This is a genomic window from Streptomyces canus, from assembly GCF_001514145.1.
GTDB lineage: Bacteria > Actinomycetota > Actinomycetes > Streptomycetales > Streptomycetaceae > Streptomyces > Streptomyces canus.
This window is the reverse complement of sequence record NZ_KQ948669.1, coordinates 1-26685: the sequence shown is the minus strand read 5'-3', so window position 1 is coordinate 26685 and position 26685 is coordinate 1. Positions and strand designations below refer to the sequence as shown.

General features: G+C 70.5%; 17 protein-coding genes and 2 pseudogenes. 11 read left to right on the top strand and 8 right to left on the bottom strand.

What is annotated here, in order from left to right:
- Positions 1-59: 59 nt before the first annotated feature.
- A complete protein-coding gene (locus AQJ46_RS35670) occupies positions 60-872 on the bottom strand; it encodes a phytanoyl-CoA dioxygenase family protein (RefSeq protein WP_079072551.1) in 813 nt (270 codons plus the stop codon).
- A 112-nt stretch (positions 873-984) separates the two neighbouring features.
- Here AQJ46_RS35670 and AQJ46_RS52810 point away from each other — a divergent pair, with 112 nt between their 5' ends.
- Positions 985-1872 (top strand): class I SAM-dependent methyltransferase, encoded by an 888-nt coding sequence (locus AQJ46_RS52810; RefSeq protein WP_079072550.1) that lies wholly within the window; start codon positions 985-987, stop codon positions 1870-1872.
- 748 nt (positions 1873-2620) lie between these two features.
- Here the strand turns inward: AQJ46_RS52810 and AQJ46_RS57575 are convergent.
- Positions 2621-3022, bottom strand: a pseudogene (locus AQJ46_RS57575) (glycosyltransferase family 39 protein); the annotation flags it as partial.
- Between the two features lie 432 nt (positions 3023-3454).
- On the opposite strand from AQJ46_RS57575, the gene AQJ46_RS35655 reads away from it, so the two are divergent.
- Both AQJ46_RS35655 and AQJ46_RS35650 read left to right on the top strand, forming a co-directional pair.
- Complete coding sequence (locus tag AQJ46_RS35655) at positions 3455-6859, top strand: nSTAND1 domain-containing NTPase (RefSeq protein WP_059209502.1); 3405 nt, start codon at positions 3455-3457, stop codon at positions 6857-6859.
- A 69-nt stretch (positions 6860-6928) separates the two neighbouring features.
- A complete protein-coding gene (locus tag AQJ46_RS35650; RefSeq protein ID WP_059209501.1) occupies positions 6929-7633 on the top strand; it encodes an SDR family oxidoreductase in 705 nt (234 codons plus the stop codon).
- A gap of 93 nt (positions 7634-7726) precedes the next feature.
- On the opposite strand, the gene AQJ46_RS35645 is transcribed toward AQJ46_RS35650, so the two are convergent.
- Positions 7727-8563 carry an aldo/keto reductase gene (locus AQJ46_RS35645; RefSeq protein WP_057608186.1) on the bottom strand — a complete coding sequence of 279 codons (837 nt, stop codon included), beginning with the start codon at positions 8561-8563 and terminating at the stop codon, positions 7727-7729.
- Positions 8564-8859: 296 nt separating this feature from the next.
- Between AQJ46_RS35645 and AQJ46_RS35640 the strand changes: the two genes are divergently transcribed.
- The 5 genes from AQJ46_RS35640 to AQJ46_RS35620 are packed head-to-tail and all read left to right on the top strand — an operon-like array spanning position 8860 to position 17189.
- Positions 8860-10038, top strand: a complete 1179-nt coding sequence (locus AQJ46_RS35640; RefSeq protein WP_059209500.1) for a glycoside hydrolase family 88/105 protein — start codon at positions 8860-8862, stop codon at positions 10036-10038.
- Positions 10039-10042: 4 nt separating this feature from the next.
- Positions 10043-10834 (top strand): heparin lyase I family protein, encoded by a 792-nt coding sequence (locus AQJ46_RS35635; protein ID WP_059209499.1) that lies wholly within the window; start codon positions 10043-10045, stop codon positions 10832-10834.
- A 12-nt stretch (positions 10835-10846) separates the two neighbouring features.
- Positions 10847-12883 (top strand): discoidin domain-containing protein, encoded by a 2037-nt coding sequence (locus AQJ46_RS35630; protein ID WP_225887474.1) that lies wholly within the window; start codon positions 10847-10849, stop codon positions 12881-12883.
- The gene (locus tag AQJ46_RS35625) at positions 12880-15147 is read left to right on the top strand and encodes an alpha-galactosidase (RefSeq protein ID WP_059209498.1); all 2268 of its coding nucleotides are present in this window, start codon (positions 12880-12882) and stop codon (positions 15145-15147) included. The genes AQJ46_RS35630 and AQJ46_RS35625 overlap by 4 nt, the downstream gene beginning before the upstream one ends.
- An 11-nt stretch (positions 15148-15158) precedes the next feature.
- Positions 15159-17189 carry a PQQ-dependent sugar dehydrogenase gene (locus AQJ46_RS35620; RefSeq protein ID WP_059209497.1) on the top strand — a complete coding sequence of 677 codons (2031 nt, stop codon included), beginning with the start codon at positions 15159-15161 and terminating at the stop codon, positions 17187-17189.
- 26 nt (positions 17190-17215) lie between these two features.
- On the opposite strand, the gene AQJ46_RS35615 is transcribed toward AQJ46_RS35620, so the two are convergent.
- Positions 17216-19042: an AMP-dependent synthetase/ligase gene (locus tag AQJ46_RS35615; protein ID WP_059209496.1), complete on the bottom strand. Its 1827-nt coding sequence runs from the start codon at positions 19040-19042 to the stop codon at positions 17216-17218.
- Positions 19043-19375: 333 nt separating this feature from the next.
- Positions 19376-20239, bottom strand: coding sequence for a LysR substrate-binding domain-containing protein (locus tag AQJ46_RS35610; protein WP_059209495.1), 864 nt, complete (start codon positions 20237-20239; stop codon positions 19376-19378).
- 188 nt (positions 20240-20427) lie between these two features.
- On the opposite strand from AQJ46_RS35610, the gene AQJ46_RS35605 reads away from it, so the two are divergent.
- On the top strand, positions 20428-21450 hold the full coding sequence (locus AQJ46_RS35605; RefSeq protein WP_059209691.1) for a bile acid:sodium symporter family protein: 1023 nt from the start codon (positions 20428-20430) through the stop codon (positions 21448-21450).
- Here the strand turns inward: AQJ46_RS35605 and AQJ46_RS35600 are convergent.
- From AQJ46_RS35600 to AQJ46_RS35590, 3 genes are all read right to left on the bottom strand, one after another.
- On the bottom strand, positions 21386-22612 hold the full coding sequence (locus AQJ46_RS35600; RefSeq protein ID WP_059209494.1) for a DUF4185 domain-containing protein: 1227 nt from the start codon (positions 22610-22612) through the stop codon (positions 21386-21388). The two genes, AQJ46_RS35605 and AQJ46_RS35600, sit on opposite strands and share 65 nt — an antisense overlap.
- 11 nt (positions 22613-22623) lie before the next feature.
- Positions 22624-24525 (bottom strand): sialidase family protein, encoded by a 1902-nt coding sequence (locus AQJ46_RS35595; protein ID WP_059209493.1) that lies wholly within the window; start codon positions 24523-24525, stop codon positions 22624-22626.
- A 104-nt stretch (positions 24526-24629) separates the two neighbouring features.
- A complete protein-coding gene (locus AQJ46_RS35590) occupies positions 24630-25547 on the bottom strand; it encodes a quinone oxidoreductase family protein (RefSeq protein ID WP_059209492.1) in 918 nt (305 codons plus the stop codon).
- 89 nt (positions 25548-25636) lie between these two features.
- Here AQJ46_RS35590 and AQJ46_RS35585 point away from each other — a divergent pair, with 89 nt between their 5' ends.
- Together AQJ46_RS35585 and AQJ46_RS35580 are read left to right on the top strand one after the other, a co-directional pair.
- Positions 25637-26074 (top strand): MarR family winged helix-turn-helix transcriptional regulator, encoded by a 438-nt coding sequence (locus AQJ46_RS35585; RefSeq protein ID WP_059209491.1) that lies wholly within the window; start codon positions 25637-25639, stop codon positions 26072-26074.
- A 19-nt stretch (positions 26075-26093) separates the two neighbouring features.
- A pseudogene (locus AQJ46_RS35580) lies at positions 26094-26621 on the top strand (isochorismatase family protein).
- Positions 26622-26685: the final 64 nt, after the last annotated feature.

Genomic DNA, 26685 nt, shown 5'->3' with positions numbered 1-26685 from the left:
TCGTGGCTGGTCGCGCAGTTCCCCGCGCCCCTGAAGGAATCACGCCGCCCGGGGTCTGGTCAGTTCTCTTGGGCCAGGCCCCGGCGGATTGCGAACTCCACCGCTGAATAGTCGCCGTCGGATCTGCTCAACTCGTACGGCACCGCCGGGAGCAGGGGCGGCTGGGCCATGAAGCGGGGGCGGGTGCCGTGGTGGGGCTGGGCCGCGTGGACCAGGAAGGGGTGGCAGAGGTAGACGTCCCCCGGGCTGCCGGTGGCGTGGGCGAGCGGGCGGTGTGCCGAGGCCTTGTCCACCTTCGGGCCCAACTCCATGAAGGAGGCGCCCTGTTCGCCGTACGGCTCCAGGACCGGCGGTACGTCGAGATGGGAGCCGACTCTGATGCGGGTCGGGGCGTCGGTCTCGGTGACCTCGCTGAACAGGAACAGCATCAGCAGCGCGCGGTCCCTGGAGCGCAGGTTGGTGTGGTACATGCCGGCGGGCGCGTCCTCGGGGAGGTAGCTGCCCTCGATGTGCCAGCCCGCGTCGTCCGGTTCCTCCGCGTGCGGAAACCGCAACGGGAACGTGCCCAGTGAGTAGCGGGGCTGCCAGCGGTTCTCGCCCACCAGCAGGTCGAACGCCTCGTGCAGCACCGGAGGGTTGGCGGCCGCCGCGAACGGGCCCTGTGCCATTCCGGCCACCCGGACCACAGGGTCCTTCCAGGAGGCAGGGTCCTCGGGGTCGTAGCCCGTCTCCCGCCACAGCAGCGACGCGCAGTGCTGGGCGACGCGTGGCGGGAAGGCGCCCTCGATCTTCACGAATCCGTCTTCGAGGAAACGCTCCACCAGTTCATCGTCCATGGAGTCATCGTGGGGGACCGGCCGGGGTGGGCGCATCCCCTTTTCTTTGCGTCCGCTTTGCCGTGCTTTTTGCTGCCGTGGCAACATCGCTGGCCTCTTCGCGGTGCGTCGGAGCACGCTGGCCGCATCCCGAGGAGAGGCTGACAGCATGCCGCACGATCACGAGAAGCACGGTCACCACCACCACGACCACACCGACATCGACTGGTCCAGGATGGCCGACTACCTGGAGACCCAGGCGGAACTGTTCACACCGCTGTACGAGCGGGCCCTGGCCTGGCTGGGGCACAAGCAGACCGAGCCGGGGCTGATCGTCGACGCGGGCAGTGGGCCCGGGGTGCTGTCCTGTCTTCTCGCCGAGGCGTTTCCTGGCGCCCGGGTGGTCGCCGTCGACGGGGCCGAACCGCTCCTTGAGCGGGCCCGGGACCGGTCCGTGCGGCTCGGTGTCGCCGACCGCTTCGGGACCCTCGCCGGTGAACTGCCCTCAATTCTCGACGACTTGGACTATCCCGTCGACCTCCTCTGGGCCAGTCGGAGTCTGCACCACCTCGGGGACCAGCGGGCCGGGATCGCCGCGTTCGCCGCACGCCTGGCGCGGGGCGGCACGTTGGCGCTGATGGAGGGCGGGCTGCCCGCACGCTTCCTGCCCCGGGACATCGGGATCGGCCGGCCGGGGCTCCAGGCGCGGCTCGACGCGCTGGAGGAGGAGCGGTTCGCGCAGATGCGGGCGGGGTTGGCCGACTCCGTCGCCGAGGTCGAGGACTGGCCCGCGCTGATGGCCTCCGCCGGGCTGCGGCACACCGGTACGCGCAGCTTCATGCTGGATCTTCCGGCGCCGACGACCGATCGGGCCCGTGCGTACATCGCCGCGTCGCTCGGGTGGCTGCGGGAAGGTTTTGCCGAGCGGCTGGACGCGGACGACCGTGACACGCTTGACCGGCTGCTCGATCCTGAAGACGCGGCGAGCGTGCATCGGCGGACGGATGTGTTCGTGCTGGCGGCGCACACCGTGCACACGGCTGTGCGGACCGGTTGAGGTACTCGGTGATCAGTGCGCCCCGGACGTGCCGGACACGGAAGGCGACGAAGTCGTCGGCCAGTACCCGCCGTTTCATCTCCTCCTGCGGTGTGCGGTCCAGCGGCTGCCCTGCCGGATCCCCTACGGCGACGATCCGTTCGGTCGCCAGCATGCGGGCGCGGATCGCCGGGGCGGAAACCTCTGTGCCGTACAGGGTTCCCGACGCCGCCGGGCCGCGGTCCAGGGCCAGGTCGCGCAGCCGCCGTACCGAGGCCGGGTCGGCCAGTGACCACACTCGGCGGCGGGACGGCATGTAGACGACACCCTCGGCATGCGCGGTGGTCATCGCTCTGCTGATCGCTGAGGCGTCGTCGGTGCGGCTCTCCGGGGTGCGCAACTGGAGGGTGACCGGTAGCAGGGCGAGCACGGCCGCGGCCATGGCGAGGGTCCGGGTACGGCCCAGCCGGTCGAGGGCCGCGCCGATGAGGAGGGCCGTGCCCGCGTGGCCGTAGAGGACATAGCGGTCGACGTAGAGCGGTTTCAGCGGGGTCAGGACGATCAGGGTGAGCGCGGGCAGGATCGCCAGCGGGAGGGCCAGCCGGGGCACGGGGCTTCGTCGGAGCGGGGCGGCGCAGGTCAGAGCCAGTGCGCTCACTCCGGCGAAGCCCAGTAGCGCACCCGCTCCGGGGCCGCCGATCCACGACACCTGGTCCGACTGGCGCATGCTCAGCGCGGTCAGGGGTGCCAGGCCGGTGCAGACCGCGAGAGCGACGCGGAGGGCGGCGCGGCGGGCCGAACGCGGTAGCGCCAGGAGGTGTGCGGGCAGGGCCAGGACGGCGAACTCGTGCAGCAGACAGGCGGCGGCCAGGACCGCGCCGTAGGCCGCCCAGGCTCCGGCCGTACGGCGGTCCGCGGCCCGCACCAGCAGGTACGTCGCCCCGACGATCAGCGCGCAGACGACGGCGTACGAACGGCCCTCCTGCGCGTACCGCTGTACCGGCGGGAGCGCGGCGAAGGTGATCCCGGCCAGCAGCCCCGCGCGCGGGCCGGCGAGGCGCCGGCCCACCAGCGCCAGCAGTCCGGCCGCGGCCGCGGTCGCCAGAACCGAGGGCATGCGCAGCACGAGCAGGGGGTCCATGTCTCCGCACAGACGGAACAGGGCGTGCATGAGCAGGTAGTACAGACCGTGCACCGCGTCGACGTGCCCCAGCGTGCTCCACAGGTCGGGCAGGGAGCGCTGCGCCATGTCGTACGTCACCACCTCGTCCCGCCATATGCTGCCGCCGCGCCGGATGCCCCACAGTCCGAGGGCGAGGGAGAGGGCGGCGGGGACGAGCGCGAACCAGGGCCACCTGGCGGAGGGCGCGGTCCTGGACGCCGCGCTTGGCAACCGAACCGGCCGTAACAGAGGTCCTGGTGAGTGTGTGGTGGCGATGACTGACTCCGGTGCGTGGCGGGAGCACGGGGCCCGATGAGTGGGCGTGCACCGACGAGTTCAGGGGCCGGAGGATTGTTGGGCAGCCCCGAATCGGCGGGCCAATCAATTCGCGGGGGCGGTCGTCGACGTGCGGGACGGTCGTGAGCGGAGGGGGAGACGCACATGGGGCGCCGGGAGAAGCCGCTCGATCCGGGGGCGGGGACCGTGCAGCGGTTCGCTTACGAGATGCGCAAGCTGCGCGACGAGGCGGGCACCCCGACGTACCGCGCCATGGCGGCCCGCGCCGGTTACTCGGCGCCCACCCTCTCCGCGGCCGCGGCCGGTGAACGGCTGCCGACCCTGCCGGTGCTCCTCGCCTATGTCGCCGCGTGCGACGGTGATCCGGCGGAGTGGGAGCGACGGTGGCGGGAGGCGGCCGCAGAGTCGGCCGACGCGCGTGCGGTCGAGGACGCCGAGGAGGACGACAGCCCCTATCCGGGACTCGCCCGTTTCGAGACGGGGGACGGGGAGCACTTCCACGGCCGCGACGACCTGACCGCCGAACTCGTCGGACTCACCGCCGTCAAGAGGTTCGTGGCGGTGGTCGGGGCGAGCGGCAGCGGCAAGTCCTCGCTGCTGCGGGCGGGGTTGATACCGGCGCTGCGGGATCCCTCTGCCGGGACGGGCACGGACCTCGCCGCCATCCGTCTGCTCACGCCGGGCGCCCGTCCCCTCCGCACCCACGAGGCCCTCTTCACCCCGCACGACGGCCACGGCGACACCCTCCTCGTCGTCGACCAGTTCGAGGAGGTCTTCACGCTCGGTGCCGACGCCGAGGAACGCACCCGGTTCCTCGGGGAGTTGCTCGCGGCCGTCGACCCGGCGTCGCGGCTGCGCGTGGTGATCGCCGTGCGGGCCGACTTCTACGGCCGGTGCGCCGAACACGGGCCGCTCGCCGAGGCGTTGCGGGACTCCACGCTGCTCGTCGGACCGATGCCGCCGGCGGCGCTGCGGGAGGCCGTGGTGCGCCCTGCCGCGGCTCAACGGCTGGTCGTGGAAAGGGCGTTGACCGCGCGGATCGTCGCGGACGTGGCCGGTGAACCGGGCGGACTGCCGTTGATGGCCCACGCGGTGCGCGAGGTCTGGCGCCGTCGCACCGGCAAGACCCTCACCCTCGCCGCCTACGAAGCCGTCGGCGGCGTCCGCGGCGCCGTCGCGCACACCGCGGAGGCCGTACACGCCCGGTGCACCCCCGCCGAGGCCGCCGCGCTGCGCCGCCTGCTGCTGCGGCTGGTCAACCCCGGCGACGGCACCGAGGACACCCGGCGGCCCGTGGACCGCGCGGAACTCGACGCGGACGGGACGACCGCCCGTGTCCTGGAGCTGCTGGTGCGCAGCCGGCTGCTGACGGTCGACGGCACCACCGTCGACCTCGCCCACGAGGCCGTCCTCGGCGCCTGGCCACGGCTGCGAGGCTGGCTGGACGAGGACCGCGAACGGCTGCGCCTGCACCGCGCGCTCACCGATGCCGCCCTCACCTGGGACGCGTTGGGACGGGACCCCGGCGCGCTGTTCCGGGGGACGCGGCTGACGCAGGCCCGCGAGACCTTCGGCGACGACGGCGACGGTGGTGATGTCGGTGAACTGAACCGGCTCGAACGGGACTTCCTGGCGGCGAGCGTCGAGGCGTACGAACGCGGCCGACGTGCCGCCACCCGGACCGCCCGCCGACTGCGCGCCCTGACCGCAGCGCTCGCCGTGCTGTTGTGCCTGGCCGTGGTCGGGGTCGTCGCCGCCTGGCGGCAGAGTGGGGTCAGCGCGCGCCAGCGGGACGAGGCCGAGGCCCGCAGCGCGGCCGACCTGGTGGACACCCTCCGGCAGAGCGATCCACGCACCGCGGCGCACCTCGCCCTGGCCGCGTGGCGGGTCGCCGACCTGCCCGAGACCCGGCGGGTCCTGCGGACGGCCGCCGCGCAGAGCGAACGGGACGTGTTCATCGCGCCCGAGGAGGGCGGCCGCGCCCTCAACGCCCCGACGTGGCTCGGCAGCCACGGTCGTGTCCTGACAACTCTAGTGCGTGACACGGTCGTTCAGTGGGACGTGACGTCCCACCGGCGCATCCGCTCCGTCGAGTGGCCCGGCCTGTCCGAGGACGTGGTCGATGTCAGCGAGGACGGCCGGCTGGTTGCCCACCGAGGGCCGGGCGGCGCGGACTTGGTGGTCGGCGCCCTGTCCGACGGCAGTACACACCGGTTCGCGACCGGCCCGGCGACCGACACCGACGCCGCGTTCGGACCGGGCGGACGCACGCTTCTCGTACGGCGTCTGGTGCCGGGCGGAGCCGAGCGGGCGACGCTCACCCAGTGGGACGTACGCCGACAGCGGGTGCTGTTCCGATACGAACGGGGCACCGGTGACGGCGCGTTGCCCGCGCAGAGCCGCGACGGCCGCTACCTCGCCTGGTGCACCGACCACGGCGGGCAGCCGCGGATTCTGGACACCGTCGCCGGGCACCTCGTGACCACCCCCGTGCCCACGGCCACCGGGCGGGCGCTGTGCCGGGGTGACGAGCTCACCTTCACCGCCGACAGCCAGGCCGTGGCGACCGCCACGTCCACGGGCGTTGTCACGTGGGACATCCGGACCGGACGTGAACGGCCCCGACTGCCCCTGGCCGATGCCCTGCGCGTCGAGTTCGCCGGTGACTACGCGGTGACCTGGACCGTGGGCTCCCTCGCGCTGTGGCGCCTCGACCTGCCGGCCCCCGCGGATGACAACCCGCGTGAACCGCTGCTCACCTTCCCCGTCGACACCTCTGCTGTGGGCGACCTCAGCCTGGACCCCGGCGCGGGCGTGCTGCGCTACCGCGAACAGGGACGCACCGCCTCCGTGCACACCCTCTCGCTCCAGGGGCTGACGGGCGGAATGTGGCGGGACCGGGCGGCGCGGGCCGCGGCCTTCGACATCCGGGGCCGGTCCACCCCGGTGAAGAGCCCCGTGACCGTGAACGGCGAGCAGACCGTGACCGTCGACCCCGCCGGCCGCACCGCGCTGACCTCCGAGGGCGCCCTCGTGGACGTCGCGACGGGCAAGCGGCCGAAGGGACGCGCCGGGGTCCAGGGAGAGGACTACCTCACCGAAGGGGCCTTCAGCCCCGACGGCCGATACCTCGCCGCTGCCGATGTCCAGGGCCGCGTCACCCTGTGGGAAGCACGCGACTGGCGCAGGCTGGCCGTCCTGAGGAGCGGCGGCTCCAACCGGCACGCACCCGCTCTCGGCTTCTCCACCGACGGCTCGCTGGTGGCCGCCAGTGATCCTGACGGGTCCGTGAAGGTCTGGGAGACCGCCACCCCCGCCCTCCCGGCCGCCACCCTGCCCGTGGGGGACGCCCCGGTACTCGCCCTCGGATTCACCCCGGACGGCGATGAGTTGCATGTGGCCACACCCCATCTCGCCGACAGAATCCTTTGGTTGGACCCCGACCGTGCCGCGCGAACGGTGTGCGCCCGGATGCCCGCAGAGCTCACCGAGACACAGTGGCGGCGCTGGTTCCCCTCCGCCGACCACCGCCGAACCTGCGGCACTTGACTTCGAGAGCGCTTCAACTGATGTACTCCCTGCCATCCACGAGTCCGCAGGGGAACACAGGGGGAAGCCATGTCCGACGATTCACCGGTCGCGCTCATCACCGGCGGCGGCAGCGGTATCGGCGCCGCGGTCGCACGGCAACTGCTCGACGCGGGGCACCGGGTGGCCGTCACCGGGCGGGGCGAGCCGCGCCTGCGCGCCTTCGCCGAGGAACTCGGCAACCCGGACGGCCTGTTGACGTTCGTCGGCAACGCCGCCGAGTACGGCGACATCAGCGCCGCGGTCGACGGCACGCTCAAGGAGTTCGGCCGACTGGACACGGTCGTCGCCAACGCGGGGTTCGCCACCCATGACACCGTCGCCGCGGGCGACCCCGCCGGCTGGACCGAGATGGTGCTGACCAACGTGCTCGGCCCCGCTCTCCTCATCCGCGCCTCCATCGACGCGCTCAAGGAGACCCGCGGCCGGATCGTGCTCATCGGCAGCGTCGCCGGGTTCATCCACGGGCCCGGCAACATCTACGGGGCGACGAAGTGGGCGGTGACCGGGCTCGCCGAGAACGCCCGCCGTGAGGTCACCGAGTTCGGTGTCGGTGTCACCCTGGTGGCCCCCGGCCGTGTGGAGACGCCGTTCTGGGACGCCTACGGCAGCCTCCCGCCCGGCCACCTGCTCACCGCCGACCAGATCGCCGACTCGGTGGTGTGGGCCGTACGGCAGCCGGAGGGCGTCGACATCAACACCGTCGTCGTACGTCCGATCGGGCAGCCCGTCTGACGCGCGGAACGGACCGGCTGACGCCGGACACACGACGGCCGGCGGTGCGGTCCCCACGACAGGGACCGCTCCGCCGGCCGAACCGGTGTGCCGTCAGGCGGCGTTGAACGTCGACGGGTCCGGGCCGAGGCGCCGGTCCTCGTTGAGCGCGCTGATCGCCGCCAGGTCCTCGGTGTCCAGGCTGAAGTCGAAGACCTCGATGTTCTCCTTGATCCGGGACGGGGTCACGGACTTCGGGATCACGACGTTGCCGAGCTGGAGGTGCCAGCGCAGCACGACCTGGGCCGGAGTGCGGTCGTGCTTCTGGGCGATGGCCACGATGGCCGGGACCTCCAGGAGACCCTTGCCGGAGCCGAGCGGGGACCAGGCCTCGGTGGCGATGCCCTGCTCCGCGTGGTACTCACGGGCCGCGTGCTGCTGAAGGTGCGGGTGCAGCTCGATCTGGTCGACGGCCGGGATGACGGACGTCTCGGCGATCAGCCGCTCCAGGTGGTCGGGTTCGAAGTTGGAGACGCCGATGGCCCGGATCCGGCCGTCGGCGTGCAGCTTCTCGAACGCCTTGTAGCTGTCGACGTACAGGTCACGGGAGGGCGTGGGCCAGTGGATGAGGTACAGGTCCACGTAGTCCAGGCCGAGCTTCTCCAGCGAGGTGTCGAAAGCGCGCAGGGTCGAGTCGTAGCCCTGGTCGCTGTTCCAGAGCTTGGTGGTGACGAAGATGTCCTCGCGGGCCACTCCGGAGGAGGCGATCGCCTTTCCGGTGCCCACTTCATTGCCGTAGATCGCCGCTGTGTCGATGCTGCGGTACCCGGCCTCGAGCGCCGTGGCGACCGCGCGCTCGGCCTCGTCGTCCGGCACCTGCCAGACGCCGAAACCCAGCTTGGGCATCTCGACGCCGTTGTTGAGGATGATCGGGGGGACCTTGCTGCTCACGAGCTCTTGATCCTTACGGTTGTGGTCAGGTGGCACTCCTATGGTCAACGATCACGGGCCGTGATGCATTCCTGACCGGAGAATCCGTCCGAACTGACCCGCGAGTCAGTGGGCGATGGCTGAAATTGGCTGGAAGCATCCGACCTCTTCGGTACAGACCATTGACCGCTGACGGTCCTGCCGCGACTCTGGATCGCGCCGACGGGCGGAATCCTGAACTCGGTTCACAGATATGAATCCACCCTGGCTTTCATCCGATGTTTCCCGTGTCTCCTGGCTCACGGAGAGGGAGGAACATGAGACGCCGTCGTCTTCGCACGGCCATGACGACCCTTGCACTGGCCGCCGCGACCCTGGTCACCGTGCCGGCCGCCGCACCCCCGCCCGCCGGCTCCCCGATCGGCCGGTCCCCGGACCGGGACTGGTCCGTGGCGATGGTCGAGTCGACCATGGCCCGCTTCACACCGAGCAGCATCGGTGGCTGGTCCTACCCGGTCGGCCTGTACCTCTACGGCCAGTACCTCGCGTACCAACGCACCCATGACACCCGCTACCTGACCTACATCAAGGACTACGTCGACCGCTTCGTGAAGAGCGACGGCTCGATCGGCCAGTCCTTCAACAGCCTGGACGGCATGCAGGCCGGCCGGCTCCTGGTGATCCTGCACCACGAGACGGGCCAGGACCGCTACCGCAAGGCGGCGAAGAAGATCGTCGACCGCCTGGCCGCTTATCCCCGCACGAGCGACGGTGGCTTCTGGCACGCCGATACCGCGAGCCGCGCCCACCAGCTCTGGGCGGACGGTGTCTACATGGTGAACCCGTTTCTCGTCGAGTACGGAGAGGAGTTCGGCGACAGCTCGTACGCCGACGACGAGGCCGCGAAACAGCTCGCCGTCTACGGAAGCCACCTCCAGGTCGCGAACGGACTGCTCGAGCACGCCTACGACGAGTCGAAGAGCGCCGGCTGGGCCGACCCGCGCACCGGGCTCGCCCCCGAGCACTGGTGCCGTGCGGTCGGCTGGTACTCCATGGCGATCGTCGGCGTGCTGGACGGCATTCCGCAGCATCACCCGCGCCGGGCCCAGCTGCTCGGCGTCTTCCGCAAGCTGGCGGCCGGCCTGGAGAGGTACCAGGACCCGGCGACCGGCCGCTGGTTCCAGGTGATCGACAAGGGCGCCCGCGGCGACAACTGGACCGAGACGTCCTGCTCCAGCATGTTCACCTACGCCCTCTCGCGCGGCGCCCAGCAGGGATACCTGGACCAGCGTTTCAAGGCCGTCGCACACCGCGGCTACCAGGGCGTGCTCGACAAGCTCTCGGTCGGCTCCGACGGGCGCACGAACCTCGCCGACATCTCCATCGGTACCAACGTCGGCGACTACGCGTACTACATCGCTCGCGACCGGGCCACCAACGATTTCCACGGCCTGGGCGCCTTCCTGATCATGAACGAACAACTGCGAGGTGATTAGTGTCATGAACACATCCAGAAGGTCCTTGCTGGGCGCCGCGCTCGGCGGTGCCACGGCGGCCGCGGTCGGTCTGCCGACGGCGACCACCGCCCACGCCGCCTCCTGGCAGCAGAAGTGGGCCCCCTCCGCGAGCGGCGACGGCCTCGGCGCCTTCGAGACGATCGAGGACGACCGTGCCGACTCGCACTCCGCCGGACAGCCGCACATCTACGCCACCGGCAACAACTGGCGCTTCGACATGCACACCGTCGACCGCGACACCTCGACCGACCGCCAGCGCCAGGAGGTCACAGGGCTGCGCAACGGCAGCGGAAGCAACTACCTGAAGTGGACGAAGGGCCAGACCTGGCGGGTCACCTACTCGATGTACATCCCGAGCTCCCTGAAGGCGACCACCACCTTCACCCACATCATGCAGATGAAGCAGCCCGGCAGCGGCACCTCGCCGATCGTCGTGCAGTCCCTGCGCCGGGTGAACGGCAAGCAGACCATCGAGCTGAAACTCGCCATCGACGACATCCTCGTCGGCCGCACCGACCTGGACCCGCTGCACGACAAGTGGACCGACGTCGACTTCCAGATCAAGGTCGGCGACGGCTCGGCGGGTTCGGTCCGCTGGATCCTCAAGTCCGGTGGCTCGACCGTCATCGACGCGTCGAAGACCGGCGTCGACACCTTCCTGGCCGACCGGGTCCGCCCGAAGTGGGGCATCTACCGCTCCCTCGGCGACACCTCGGGCTCCCTCCAGAACACGTACTTGCTGCTCAGCAACCTCCGTGGTTACCAACTGGTCTGAGGAGCCGTCATCTTGAAACCCCCCACTGCCCCACGCTCCCGAGCGGCGGCGATCGTCCTCGTCGTCGTCGCCGCCGTCCTCGGACTCAGCCACCCGGCGGCCCCGGCCACCCCGCAGGAGCCACCCCGAGCCGCCACCGTCTTCGACGTACGCGACTATGGCGCCAAGGGAGACGGCTCCGCCAACGACACCCCCGCCGTCAACACGGCGAAGAACGGCGGCGGCTCCCGGTTCGACGTGGGCTTCCAGGACGTGACGGGCAGCTGCCTGACGGACAGCCACAACACGTCCGGCGGCGCCCTGCGGGTCTCGGGAGGCCAGGACTGCGGTACGGCGGCCGAGCCGCTGGATCTGGACAACCCCCGCCAGGACTTCCTCCGCGCCTCGGTGGGCGGACTGTTCCTGCACTGGGGCCTGCGCACCGCGCCCGCCCACACCAGCTGCACCGCCTGGGAGGCCGACGTCACGAACGGAGGCTGGAACGCCGACTACTGGGTGAAGGAGGCCCAGAAGCTGCACACGCAGTACCTCGTCCTCGCCTCCTTCCACAGCCGTCTCGGTTACGCCCGCGCCTGGCCGTCGAAGATCCCGGGCTCCTGCTCCACCCAACGCGACTTCCTGGGTGAACTGGTCACCGCCGCGAAGGCCAAGGGGCTGAAGGTGATCCTCTACATGACCAACGATCCCCAGTGGCACGACGAGGGCGGCCACGAGTGGCTCGACTCGGCCGCCTACTCCGCCCACAAGGGCAAGAACGTCGACCTGACCACCAACGACGGCTTCGGACAGTTCAGTTACGACAACTTCTTCGAGGTCATGAACCGCTATCCCGACCTCGGCGGCTTCTGGATCGACAACGACAACGCCTACTGGGAGAGCCACGACCTCTACCAGCAGATCTACGAGAAGCGTCCGAACTACACGCTCAGCAACAACAACGAAGACACGCCGATCATGGACATGATCAGCAATGAGCAGAAGACGGGGATGACGCCCGGGTACGACTACCCGCAGGCGGTCTACACGGCCCAACCACGCCTCACCGAAGCCGACTTCAAGCTGCCCTCCACCGGCGCCTGGTGGTACGGCGGCACCGACCCGTCGGTCGACAAGATGCTCACCCTCGGCCGCCTCGTCACCAACACCGGCTCGTCCGTGAAGGCGCTGATGGCCGAGACCGCCCAGGTCAACGGTAAGTTCCCAGCCAACCAGGCCGACTTCAACAACTTCGCGAACTCCTACCTCGACCCCATCTGGGAGTCCCTGCACGGCACGGAGGGCGGCGGCTACCTGTACGGCGGGCTCAAACCGGGATTCTGGAACGACGGCGCCCACGGCGTGACCACGATCAGCAAGACCGACCCCGACCGCCAGTACATCCACGTCCTGACCCCGCCCAGCACCAGCACCCTGCGCATCCGCGACAACGGCTACCGTGTCGCGTCGGTCACCAACCTCCGTACGGGCGCGGCGGTTTCGTGGTCGCAGTCGGGCGGCGTACTCACCCTCACCGGCCTCGGTGCCTGGGACCCGTACGACACGGTGTTCAAGGTCACCACGGCCGGCCGCCAGGGCATCCTCACCGGCGTCAAGGTGAGCGCGAGCGCCTCGGCGAGCGGTCACGCGGGCTCGGCCGCCGGTGACGGTGACTACCGCACCTACTGGGACAGCGACACATCCCTCCCGGTGAGCCTCACCTTCGACCTCGGCAGCTCGAAGAAGGTCCAGTACCTCGGGCTCAACCAGCGAGAGGACTCCGTCGCCTACGCCCGCTCGGACACCGAGCAGTCGGCGCGGATCAAGGACTACAAGGTGTATCTGAGCGCCGACGGCTCCACCTGGGGCAGCCCGGTGAAGGCCGGCCAACTGCCGAGCCGCCGCGGCATCCAGGGCATCGACCTGACCGCGGCAGGCGCCCGCTACGTCCGCCTCGAAGTCGGCTCCACCTGGGCCGCCTCCACCGACACGACCCGCTACCAGCGGCTGCGGATCGACGAGGCGTGGATCGGCACCTCGTACGCGACTCCCGCGAAGAGGGGACAGTCATGAAAGGCATCACCCATGCCATCCGTGTCAGATCACTGATCGTGGCCCTGGTCGGGCTGCTGATCGCCTCGGCCGTCCCGCTGCTGGCCGCCGCCCGGCCGGCCGCCGCCTCCGACAACGGCCAGTCCGTCCGGCCCGCGATGGGCTGGAGCAGCTGGAGTTTCGTCCGCCGCTCGCCGACCGAGGCGAAGATCAAGGCCCAGGCCGACGCGCTCGTGTCCAGCGGCCTCAAGAACCACGGCTTCGTCCACATCAACCTGGACGACTTCTGGCAGAAGTGCGACTCCAACGGTTTCGTCGTCGACTCCTACGGCCGTTGGGCCGTGGACACCGCCAAGTTCCCGTCCGGTATCAAGGCGCTGGCCGACTACGTCCATTCCAAGGGCCTGAAGTTCGGCTTCTACGTGACGCCCGGCATCGCCAAGAACGCCGTCACCAAGAACACGCCGATCGAGGGGACCTCGTTCCACGCGAAGGACATAGCGGACACCTCGAGGACGGAGAAGAACTACAACTGCAAGAACATGTACTACATCGACTACGGGAAGCCCGGCGCGCAGGAGTTCGTGAACTCCTGGGCGCGGCAGTTCGCCTCCTGGGGAGTCGACTACCTCAAGATCGACGGGGTGGGCAGCCAGGACGTCCCCGACGTCCAGGCCTGGGACAAGGCGCTGCGCGCCACCGGACGGCCCATCAACTTCGCGCTGTCCAACAACCTTCCGATAGCGGACGCCTCCACCTGGAAGAAGCTGGCGAACAGCTGGCGCACCCAGGGCGACGTGGAGTGCTACTGCGGTCCCGGTGACAACGGCAGCGGCTATCCGCTCACCGACTGGTCGCACGTCTCCTCCCGCTTCAACACCGCGGCCTCCTGGCAGCCGCACGCCGGCCCTGGCGGCTGGAACGACCTCGACTCCCTGGAGATCGGCAACGGCGATCGGGTGGGCCTCACCGCCGACCAGCGCCGGTCCCACTTCACCCTCTGGGCGATGGCCGCCTCGCCGCTCCTGATCGGCACCGACCTGACCGATCTCGACCCGGTCGACAAGGCGATGCTGACCAACGACCGCCTCATCGGGGTCGACCAGGACGGCGTCGCCGCCAAGCGGATCGTGAACAGCGGGGTCAAGCAGGTCTGGAGCAAGAAGGAGAGCGACGGCCAGTACGTGGTGGCCCTGTTCAACACCGGTACGTCCGGCAACGCGACGGTCGCCGTGGACTGGTCCCAGGTCGGCTTCACCGGCTCCGGAGACGTCACCGACCTGTGGTCCGGCTCCCACAAGGGTGCGATCGCCGACTCCTACAGCGCGACTCTGCGTCCCGGCGAGACCCGGCTGATCCGCGTGAAGCCCGTCAACTCCCTGAAGAGCGCGGCCGCTTCACCGGGCATGGCCGTCGCCCCTTACGAGTACCTCGGCTGGGGCAACCCGCAGAACCCCACTTCGGTGATGTCGGCGACCGGCGTCAAGTGGTTCACCCTCGCGTTCATCCTCTCCGACGGCGGCTGCAACCCGAAGTGGGACGGCTCGCGCCCGCTGACCGGCGGCACCGACCAGTCGAGGATCGACGCGATCAGATCCGCCGGCGGTGACGTGATCGTCTCCGTCGGCGGCTGGAGCGGGAACAAGCTCGGCGAGAAGTGTTCCGGCGCCTCGGCGCTCGCCGGCGCCTACCAGAAGGTGATCGACGCGTACCGGCTGAAGGCCCTCGACATCGACATCGAGAACACCGAGTGGTCGAACGCGACGGTGCGGCAGCGCGTGGTCGACGCGCTGAAGACGGTGAAGGCCAACAACCCCGGACTGAAGACCGTCATCACCTTCGGCACCACCACCAGCGGTCCCGACTCCACCGGCGTCGACATGATCAAGCGGGCCGCGAACTCCGGTCTGGCGAACGACGTGTGGTGCATCATGCCGTTCGACTTCGGCGGCGGCACCACGAACATGGGGACCCTGACCACGCAGGCCATGGAGGGCCTCAAGGCACGGGTCAAGTCGGCGTACGGGTACAGCGACGCCACCGCCTACGCCCACATCGGGCTGTCGTCGATGAACGGCACGACGGACGACTCCGGTGAGCGCGTCCGGGTCGCCGACTTCAAGACCATGCTCGCCTACGCCCAGCAGCACCACATCGGGCGCCTCACCTACTGGTCCGTCAACCGCGACCGCCCCTGCGGCTCGGGCACCGACGGCGATTCCTGCAGCGGTGTGACGCAGCAGCCGTACGACTACCTCAAGGTCTTCACCCAGTACACGGGCTGAAGGGAACATCCGTGAAAATCAAGAGAGTTCTGCCCTACGGCCTCGCCGCGGCCCTCGTGCTGCCCCTCGCCGGACTGAGCCAGGCCACCGCGCTCGCGGCCACCGACTACCAGGCGGAAGACGCGACCGTCGTGCAGGGCACGGTGGCCACCAACCACACCGGCTACACGGGCACCGGCTTCGTCGACTACACCAACGTCAAGGGCTCCTATGTGGAGTTCACCGTCAGTGCCGCCTCCGCGGGCTCCACGGCCGTCACCTTCCGCTACGCCAACGGGACCGCGACCGACCGGCCCATGGACATCTCCGTGAACGGCACGGTCGTGGCGTCGGCCGTCTCCTTCCCGGCCACCGCCGACTGGAACACCTGGGCCACCAGGACCGTCGACGTCCCGCTCACCGCGGGCTCCGGCAAGATCCGCGCGACCGCCACCACCGCCGCCGGAGGCCCCAACCTCGACCGCATCGGCGTCGACGCGGCCACCGACTCCCAGGCCCCGAGCCGTCCCGGGCAGCCCGCTTGCTCCGACATCGGTGAGGACGGGCTCACGCTGGCCTGGGGCGCATCCACGGACAACGTGGGCGTGACGGCGTACGACCTCTACGAGCACGGCAACAAGATCGGTGAGGCGCCGGGCGGTTCGACCAGCAAGGCGCTCACCGGCCTCACCCCCGGCACCACCTACAACCTGACCGTCATCGCCCGTGACGCGGCCGGCAACACATCCCCCGCGAGCCCCGTCGTCGACTGCACCACCAAGCCCAGCTCCGACACCACCCCGCCGACCAAACCCGGCACCCTGTCCGCGGCGGACGTCACGGCGAACAGCGCCGCCCTGAGCTGGGGCGCCTCCACCGACAACCGGGCGGTCGTCGGCTACGACGTGCGCAGTGACACCACCGTCTACACGTCCGTCACCGCCGGCACCTCGACCACGCTGACCGGGCTCGCCTGCAACAGCCCGTACAGCCTGAATGTCGTCGCCCGTGACGCGGCCGGCAACGTCAGCCAGCCGAGCAACACGGTCACCTTCACCACCAAGGCCTGTGCCACCGACGGTGGCGTCCCGTCCTCCGTCTCCACTCTCTCCTCCGGCTGGACCATCCCCTGGGGCATCTTCTGGTTGCCCGATGGCAAGAGCGCGCTGGTCACCGAGCGGGACGACTTCCGAGTCTGGAAGGTGACCAAGGACGGCACGAAGACACAGGTCGGCACGGTCCCGAACGCCGTCACCACCAACGGCGAGGGCGGACTGCTCGGCGTCGCCGTCGACCCGAAGTGGGAGACCAACCACCACGTCTACTTCATGCACACCGCGTCCGAGGGCAACCGCGTGGTCCGCATGACGTACGACGGGACCACGCTGAGCGACTACACGGTCCTCCTGCAGAGCATCAAGAAGAACCGCTACCACAACGGCGGCCGCCTCGCCCTCGGCCCCGACGGCTACCTCTACGTCTCCACCGGCGAGGCCCAGACACCCGACCTGGCGCAGGACAAGAGCTCCCTCAACGGCAAGATCCTGCGCATGACCACCGACGGCAGGCCGGCTCCCGGCAACCCGTTCGGCACCTACGTCTACAGCCTCGGCCACCGCAACCCGCAGGGCCTCGCCTTCGACCGCAACGGCCGCCTGTGGGAAGCGGAGTTCGGCAACAGCTCCAAGGACGAACTGAACCTGATCAAGCCCGGCGCCAACTACGGCTGGCCGATCTGCGAGGGCACCTGCTCCACCGCGGGGATGACCAATCCGAAGGCCACCTGGAACGTCTCGGAGGCCTCGCCGAGCGGCATCGCGATTGTGCGCAACGTCGTCTACATGGCCTCCCTGCGCGGCGAGCGGCTGTGGCGGATCCCGATCAACGGCGACAACGAGAGCGTCGGCACGCCGACCGCGTACTACGTGGGCACCTACGGCCGGCTGCGCACGGTCACCAAGGTGCCGGGCGCCGACCAGCTGTGGCTGTCGACCACCAACTGCGACAACAACGGAGGAGCGGCGGACGGATCGGACAAGATCTTTCGCGTGACGATCAGCTGACAGGCCGTCAGGCCGTGACACGGGCGTCAGGCCCGGTACAGCGCCTCGACCTCGTCCGCGTACGCCGTCTCGATCGCCTTGCGCTTGAGCTTCAGGGACGGGGTCAGCAGCCCGTGCTCCTCGGTGAAGGGCTGGGCGAGGATACGGAAGGTGCGGATCGACTCGGCCTGGGAGACCAGGGTGTTGGCGGCGACCACCGCCCGCCGCACCTCGGTCTCCAGGTCGGCGTCGCGCACCAGCTGGGCCGACGACATCCGCGGCTTGTCGCGCATCCCCAGCCAGTGTTCGACGGCCTCCTGGTCGAGGGTGACCAGGGCGGCGATGTAGGGGCGGTCGTTGCCCACGACGATGCACTGCGAGACCAGCGGATGGTCGCGCACCCGCTCCTCCAGCACGCCGGGGGAGACGCTCTTGCCGCCGGAGGTGACGAGGATCTCCTTCTTACGGCCGGTGATGGTGAGATAGCCGTCCTCGTCGAGGGAGCCGAGGTCGCCCGTGGCGAGCCAGCCGTCGTGGAGGGTCTCGTCGGTGGCCTTCTCGTTGTTGAGATAGCCCTGGAAGACGTTGGCGCCGTACAGCCAGATCTCGCCGTCGTCCGCGATGTGTACGGTCATGCCGGGGATGGGCTGGCCGACCGTGCCGTAGCGGGTGCGCTCGGGCGGGTTGGCGGTCGCCGCCGCCGTCGTCTCGGTGAGGCCGTACCCCTCGTAGATGTGGACGCCGGCGCCGGCGAAGAACAGCCCCAGCTTGCGGTCCATGGCCGAGCCGCCGGTCATCGCGTGCCGGATCCGGCCGCCCATCGCCGCCCGCATCTTGGAGTAGACGAGCTTGTCGAAGAGCTGGTGCTGCATCCGCAGCCCCGCCGACGGACCGGGCCCGATCCCCCAGGCCTTGGCCTCCATGGCCTCCGCGTACTTCACCGCCACGTCGACGGCCTTCTCGAACGGGCCGGCCTTGCCCTCCTTCTCGGCCTTGCGGCGGGAGGCGTTGAAGACCTTCTCGAAGATGTACGGCACCCCGAGGAAGAACGTCGGCTTGAACGCGGCGAGGTCGGGCAGCAGGGCGGCCGCGTTCATCTGCGGCTGGTGACCGAAGCGGACCCGGCCACGGATCGCGGCGACCTGCACCATCCGCCCGAAGACGTGCGCGAGCGGCAGGAACAGCAGGGTCGCCGCCTCGTCGCCCTTCTTGGAGTGGAACACCGGCTCCCAGCGCGCGATCATGGTGTCCGCCTCGAACATGAAGTTGCCGTGGGTGATCACACAGCCCTTGGGGCGGCCGGTGGTGCCCGAGGTGTAGATGATCGTCGCGGTCGAGTCCGGGGTCACGGCCTGCCGGTGGCGGTGCACCACCTCGTCCTCGATGGCCGCGCCCGCGTCGTACAACTCCTGCACCGCGCCGGAGTCCAGCTGCCACAGCCGGTGCAGGTGCGGCAGCCGGTCGATGACCGTGGCGATCGTCATCGCGTGGTCCTCGTTTTCCACGATCGCGGCCGTGCACTCGGCGTCGTACAGCGACCAGAAGCACTGCTCGGCGGAGGAGGTCGGGTAGACCGGGACCACCTGCGCGCCGATCGTCCACAGCGCGAAGTCGAACAGCGTCCACTCGTAGCGGGTCCGGGACATGATCGCGACGCGGTCACCGAAGCGGATGCCCTGGGCGAGCAGTCCCTTGGCGAGGGCCATGACCTCGTCGCGGAACTCGGCGGACGTCACGTCCCGCCACTGTCCGTTCTCGTCCTTGCGGCCGAGGGCGATGTGAAGGGGGCCGTTCTGGGCATGCTCGAAGACGACGTCGGCCAGTCCGCCCACCGGGGGTGCCAACGCCAACGGAGGGTTGGTGAACTCGCGCAAACCCCGCTCCCCGCTCTCCCTGGCGCTCAGTGACGCTCCGCACAGCGCCGTGAAAGCTACCCCACCCAGACATCCGGCGGGAGAGGGGCCGAAGCCGAGCGGTGCTCACGTATGGCCTGGTCAGTACGGGAAAATACGCTCACATGGGGAAGGGTCGGACAGAAAACTGACGGTTGAGTAAGGTTCCCGGCCGTAATCTCCACCGAATCTGTACGAGCCGAGGACGGCTCGCGGCCTTGGTGAAACGGTTACTCACGGGATGCCGTTTTCGCTTCTCTCAGCGCCGCGTACCCGGAATTCGTCACTTCTCCCAGGGGCGTGTCGGCACGCCCGTCACCGCCGGTGCAACCGGTCCCCGCCCGCCAGAATCGCGGCGGCGAGCGCGTCCGCCGCCCCCTGAGCGGCCGTACGCCGGCGACCGTGCACCAGGACGAAGTCCACCCGCCCGAGCTCGGGCAGTCCGAAGCGGTCCGGCATCCGCACCAGCCCCGGCGGGACCAGCCCCCGGGAGTGCGCCATCACACCCAGTCCGGCCCGCGCCGCCGCGATCAGCCCGTTCAGGCTCCCGCTGGTGCACACGATCCGCCACTCGCGTCCCTGCCGCTCCAGTGCCTCGAGGGCCAGTGTCCGAGTGATCCCCGGCGGCGGATACACGATCAGCGGCACCGGCCGGTCCGCGTCCAGCCGTAGCCGCTCCGCCCCGATCCACACCAGCCGGTCGTGCCACACCAGCTCACCCCGGGGATCCTCCGGCCGCCGCTTGGCGAGCACGAGGTCCAGCTTCCCGGCGGCCAGCTGCTCGTGCAGCGTGCCCGACAGCTCGACCGTCAGCTCCAGATCCACCTCGGGATGGTCGTACCGGAAGCCCTCGAGGATCTCCGGCAGCCGCGTCAGCACGAAGTCCTCCGACGCCCCGAACCGCAGCCGCCCCCGCAGGCGCGTGCCGGTGAAGAACGCCGTGGCCTGGTCGTGCACCTCCAGGATCCGGCGCGCGAATCCCAGCATCGCCTCGCCGTCCTCCGTCAGCTCCACGGAGTGGGTGTCCCGGGTGAACAGCTGCCGCCCGGTGGCGTCCTCGAGCCGCCGTACATGCTGGCTCACGGTCGACTGGCGCAGCCCCAGCCGCCGGGCGGCCTGCGTGAAGCTCAGGGTCTGCGCCACCGCCAGGAACGTACGCAGCTGCGACGGGTCGTACATGAAGCCAGGTTATCGCGGAACGTGATGACAGTCAGAGTGGTATGCCGGATTCCCGATCAAGGAGTGAAAGGGGACGATGGAGGGGGACCCCCCGACCTGAGGGGCACCCGTTATGACCATGTGTCCATGCACCGCCGTCGAACACGAGTAAGTGGAGCACCGTGAAGCGCCTGAAGTGGCCGGCCTGGATGCCGGTCGACCCGTACATCCTGCTGTTGCTCGGCACGGTGGGCCTCGCGGCCCTCGTACCGGCACGCGGGACCTCCGCGGACGTGGCCTCCGGAGCCTCCACGGCGGCGATCGCCTTCCTCTTCTTCCTCTACGGCGCCCGCCTCTCCACCCGCGAGGCCCTGGACGGGCTCAAGCACTGGCGGCTGCACGTCACCGTCCTCGCCTGTACGTTCGTGATCTTCCCGCTGCTGGGCCTGGCCGCCCGCGGACTCGTCCCGGTCTTCCTGACGGACCCGCTCTACCAGGGCCTGCTCTTCCTCACCCTGGTCCCCTCCACCATCCAGTCCTCGATCGCCTTCACCTCGATGGCCCGCGGAAACGTGCCCGCCGCGATCTGCGCCGGCTCCTTCTCCTCGCTGGTGGGCATCGTCATCACGCCGCTCCTCGCGGCCGCCCTGCTCGGCAGCAGCGGGGGGTTCTCGGCCGACTCGCTCCTGGAGATCGTGCTCCAGCTGCTCGTGCCGTTCCTGGCGGGGCAGTTGACGCGCCGCTGGATCGGCGGGTTCATCACCCGGCACAAGAAGGTCCTCGGCCTCGTCGACCGCGGGTCGATCCTGCTGGTCGTCTACACCGCGTTCAGCGAGGGCATGGTCCAGGGCATCTGGCACCAGGTGAGCCCGCTCAGGCTCGGCGGGCTGCTGATCGTCGAAGGCGTCCTGCTCGCCCTGATGCTCGCCCTGACCTGGTACGGCTCCAAGGCGCTCCGCTTCGGCCGCGAGGACCGCATCGCCATCCAGTTCGCGGGCTCCAAGAAGTCCCTCGCCTCCGGACTCCCCATGGCCAGCGTCCTGTTCGGCGCGCACGCCTCCCTCGCCGTGCTGCCGCTGATGCTCTTCCACCAGATGCAGCTGATGGTCTGCGCGGTGATCGCCAAGCGCCGCTCGCACGACCCCCTCCCGGAGGAGACCGCGGAGCTCAGCGCGCCGGGGTCAGCCGCAGCGTCACGAACCTCGGTCGGTACAGCGCCACGTTCCGGTTGAGCTGCGCCGAAGCGGCCCCCGTCTCCAGCCAGTTGACGTCGTAGCTGAGCACCAGCCGTCCCCCGCCGCTGAGTTCGAGGTGCGCCTGCGGGTTGTAGGCGGCGACCTGGCCCGCGGGCAGGGGCGGCGTGAAGTCCTTCTGGGGACCGTGCCACGGCCCGGTGGGCGAGCAGGCCCAGTACGAGGTCACGGCGGCGAGCCCCTTCGTCCCGGCGGCCATGGTGAACAGCACGTACGTCCCGTCCTGCCGTACGACGGAGAAGGCGCTGCCCACCCCGGTGCGCCGTCCGTCCCCGAGCACCGGACGCGGGCGGGCGCCGGTCGTCCAGGCCGAGCCGTCCCAGTACTCCCAGGCGCCCGGCTCCGCGAGCGCGCCCTCCGGCGCCCGGGCGACATACGCCGACGACGCGGAACGGGACGCGGCCTGGCCGTCGTCGCCCCCGAAGACGTACGTCCACTCGCCGTCCTCGACCAGCGTCGTGCCGAACAGCACCCGCCGGGACGGGTCCTTGACCCGCTGCTCGTCGAGGACCTTCGTGATCGACTCGACACGCAGGTCGGGCAGCGAGAGCGTGGCGACCTCGGTGGCGGTCGGGACACCGTAGATCCAGGGGTACTGGCCGGCCGTGCGCACCCACAGCAGTACCCGGACGACCTGTTCGTCCGAGCCGGGGGAGCGGGGTTCGACGCGGGCCGCGACCGGCCAGCGCCACTGGTTCGGACCGGGGTCCGGGAACAGGGGCGCCGGGAGCGTGGTCTCCAGGCGGCCGTCGCGCATCAGCACCGCCGAGTTGCGCACGAGGGGAGCGGTGGTGTCGCGCCAGGCGTGCGACTCGCCGAACGGGTTGGGCGGGCCGTACACCTGGCCGAGGTAGGTGTCGGAGAACAGCCACAGCAGCCGTCCGTCGGGCAGCCGCACCGAGTGGGTGCCGTCACCGCCGGTCCAGTCGTCGCCGCGGCCGGCGTCGTCGCCGTACCGGGCGAACTCGGCGGTGAGTTGGTCGTCCGCCGACCAGGAGCCGACGGTGCGCGGAGTGCAGTCGCCGGCGTCCCGCCCGCCGCCGTCGGGAAGAGCGGTGATCAGCACGGCTCCGAGCACCAGCGCCAGCAGCAGACCGACGCCGGTGCCCGTTCGCTGTCGTGCTCGTGGGTCCTCGGGCACGGTTCGCGACGTTAGCGGCTGTCGCTCACCTGGTCCATGGGCAGCCACAGGACCGTGCCCCCGGCGGCGGCGTCCGGGCCGGTGATCTCCTCGTCGGTCAGGGCCCGGTCCCAGACCCGGACATCGTCGATGGCGCCGGTGAAGTGGGCCCGGCCGTCCACGCGCTGCCCGACGTGCACGCCGAACGGCGAGTTGCGGCTGACCGAGCCGGGCACGTCAGGTGTACCGATCGCCGTACCGTCGACGACGAGCGTGAGCCGCCCGCCGCCGCGGCGCAGGGCCAGATGATGCCACCGCCCGTCGTTGTACGCGCCGCTCGTGCTCACCCACGCCGTCCGTACGGTCCTCGCGCCCGCCCGCACGGTGATCAGCCCACGCACCCGGCCGCTCGCGGGCTCCCCGCGCAGCCAGACCTGCGGCTGCCCCGTGCCCACACCGCCCATCCACAGCAGCGGCTGCTCCCCGGTCGTGGCCCTGTACCGGAACCACAGGGACGCGGTGAAGTCCTTCGTGCCGAGCGGGAGTTCCTCGCGATAGGGCAGGTGTACGGCGTCGTCGGCGCCGTCGAACTCCAGGGCGCCGCCGATGACCCCGGCCGTCTCGCGGGCGCCGCCGAGCACCGCCGCGCGCGGGGCGAGGGGAGCGAGGTCGGCGGTGGTCGGGTCGGGGCCGCGGCGCGGGGCCAGCCGGTCCGCGGTGAAGCGGACGAAGCGGATCTCGTCGCGCGCGTCGACCGCCCCGCCCTCGTACAGCAGGCCCACCGTGCCCTCGTCGGCGTGTGCCAGGTCGGAGTAGCCGGACCAGTCCGTGGTGACGACCGTGCCGCGGTCGACGGTGTCCCAGGTGCGCCCGCCGTCGTAGGAGGAGCGGATCATCATCGTGCGGCGGCGGTCGGGGTCCCCAGGGCAGGACAGCAGGATGCGCTCGCCGAGGTCGAGGGTGGCGCACTGCACCTGCGGTGCGTACAGGTCCGGGAGAGCCCGGAACGGCGAGCCGAAGCTGTCACCGCCGTCGAGGCTGACGGCCTGGGTGCGGTGGCCGAGGTCGCTGCCGTCCTGTTCGCGGGCACTGACGAGGAGGGAGCCGTCGGTGCGCTCGGTGAGCGTCACCTCGGAGGGCTTCTGCCGGAAGGTGCCGTCGGCGGCGACCGGCCAGGAATCGGTGGCGCCGACCCTCCAGTGCTCGCCGCCGTCGTCGCTCACGACGAGCGCCGCGTGACCGGCGGTGACCCTCCCCCAGCCTCCGGCCGGGGGGACCCCCATCTCGCTGCGCTCGCCGTCCCACGTCTCGGCGTTGACCCCGAACACCAGCCGCCCGGCATGGTGTCCGTGGCTGAGCTGGATGCCGTGCACGGGGCCCGTGGCGAACCAGGAGTTCCACCGCGGGGGCAGGATCTCCGCGCTCAGGTCGCGGGGCGCGGACCAGGTGAGGCCGTCGTCGTCGCTGTACTGGAGGTGCGGGACGCGGTCGCAGGGCACCCGGCAATTCCCGCTGTCCGTACGGCCCGTGTTGTACGTCTCGGCCAGCAGGACCCGGCCCGTTGCGCGGTCCACGACCGGGGCCGGGTTGCCGTGGGTGGCGCCCGCGCCCTCGCTGACCACCTGGAGAGGACCCCAGGTACGGCCGCCGTCCGTGGAGCGCTTGAGGACGATGTCGATGTCTCCGGCGTCTCCGCAGTCGAGGACCCGGCCCTCGGCGAACGCGAGAAGGGTGCCGCCGGTGGTCCGGACGATCGCCGGGATGCGGAAGCAGGCGTAACCGGGGTCCCGGTCCGCCCTGAAGAGAATCTGCTGCTCGAACCCCGGCGCGGCGGACGGAGGTTGGGCCTGAGCGGGGCTCGGCAGGGCGACCAGCGCGGCGACGGTGGACACGGCGGTCAGAAAGGATCTCGGACCTGCGCGACTCGACGGCACGGGCGAATCCGCCCTTTCATTGTCGTACATCCGGAAATATGACCTTCAGGTCACGGACGGTAGTTCCGCACCCCGCGCCCCACAAGAACCGTGCGCGTGTCCCGTCACGGATGGAGTACGACTTTTCCGAGGTTGCGCCGCGACTCGATCACCTCGTGCGCCTTCGCCGCGTCCTCCAGGGCGAACTCCCCGTGCACGACGGGCCGCAGGTCGCCGTCCAGGAACATCCGCCACAGCTCCCGCCGCCACCGCTCGTACAACTCCGGCCGCTCACGGGCGATCCGCGCCATCTGGAGGCCCGTCACGGACTTGGCGCCGACGAGGAGGTCATACGCCTGGATCGTCCCGCCGCCCGAGCTGTACGCCACCAGCCGCCCGCCCGGGGCCAGGGCGGCGAGCGCCGGAGTGAGCAGCTCGCCGCCGACCGCGTCGAGGACGTAGTCGACGGAGTCTCCCCAACTGCCGTCCGTGTACAGGGTGGTGGCGTCGGCGCCGAGTGAGCGCACGAAGTCCGTCTTGGCCGGGTCGGAGACGGCGCCCACGACACGGGAGGCGCCGCGGGTCCGCGCGAGCTGCACGGCGAGGTGGCCGACCCCGCTCGCCGCCGCCGTGATCAGCGCCGTCTCTCCCGGCTCGGGGTGTGCCGCCTCCAGCGCGCCGAGCGCGACCAGCCCGCTGCGGACCAGCGCGACCGCGTCGGTCGCCGAGGCTCCGTCGGGGATCGGGGAGGCCATGGCCTCGTGCAGCAGTGCGAAGTCGGCGTAACCGTGGCCGAAGCACAGGCCCGTGACGCGTTCACCGGGTCGGAAGCGGGTGACCCCGGCGCCGACGGTCACCACCGCACCGGCGAGCTCGCCCCCGAGCGGCACCGGCTCCGCGGCCTCGGTGACCTTGCGGACGACGGGGAGGGTGACACCCACCGCCTCGCAGCGCACGAGGAGCTCGCCGGGGCCCGGCTCGGGGACGGGCGCCTCCTCCAAGAACAGCGGGCCACCCGTGGACCCGTAACGGACGCGACGCATCGACCGGACCTCCCGTGAATTCATTGGTTGCCCCAACGATAAGTGGACGATCGTTGGGAAGTCCAATGAATAGTGGCTAGGCTGGCCCCATGGCCGAAGCATCCCTGCCCGCGATCCGCTCCCTCCCCAGCTGGCTCCTCGGCCGCGCCGCCGCCCGCGGCCGGGCTCTGGTGGCCGAGGCGCTCGCCGCCGAGGGCATGAAGATGTGGCACCACGTGGTGCTCTCCGCCGTCCGTGACCTCGCCCCCGTCGCTCAGGCCGACCTCGGCCGCGGGGTGCGGCTCGACCCCAAGGACCTGGTCGGCATCCTGAACGACCTCCAGTCCGCAGGTCTCGTCCTGCGCGAACCGGACCCCACCGACCGCCGCAAGAACGCGGTGTCCCTCACGGACGAGGGGGCACGGCTGCTGAAACGCTGCGAGAAGGTGGCCCGGGAGGCCAACGACGAGCTGCTGGCCCCCCTCTCGGCGGCCGAACGGGCCCAGTTCATGAGCCTGTTGATCCGGATCTCCGGTACGCAGGGCTGATGACGGATAACGTTCCGTCATGACTGGACCCCTAGCGCTCGATGCCGCGCGCAGCGCCCTCGTACTCGTCGATCTGATGGACCGGATCGTGGCGCTGCCCCTGGAACCCCGCAAAGGCACCGAAGTCCTCGCCGCCGCCGAGAAGCTGGCGACCGCCTTCCGCAGCGCCGGCGCACCCGTCGTGCTCGTGCGCGTCGAGCGGCCCGGAGTCGCCGATCAGCCACCCGGCAGCGGGCTGGTGCCCGGCCTCGCCCGGCACGGCGACATCGAGATCGTGAAGCGGACCATCGGCGCCTTCTAGGGCACGGACCTGGACCCGCGCCTTCGTGAACTCGGCGTCACCACGCTGGTGTTCGGCGGGATCGCCACCAACCTCGGCGTCGAGTCCACCGCCCGCGCCGCCCTCGACCTCGGCTACGACCTCGTCTTCGTGGAGGACGCCATGGCCGCCTTCACCGCCGCCGAGCACGAGGCCTCGGCACGGCTCGACTTCCCGCGCCTGGGCACGGTGGCGACGGTGGACCAGGTGCGCTTCGTGGCGGGCTGAACGCGCTCGAACCAGTGGTCAGCTCCGGGGGGCCGTTGTGGCTTCCAGGGCGAGCCGGTGTTCT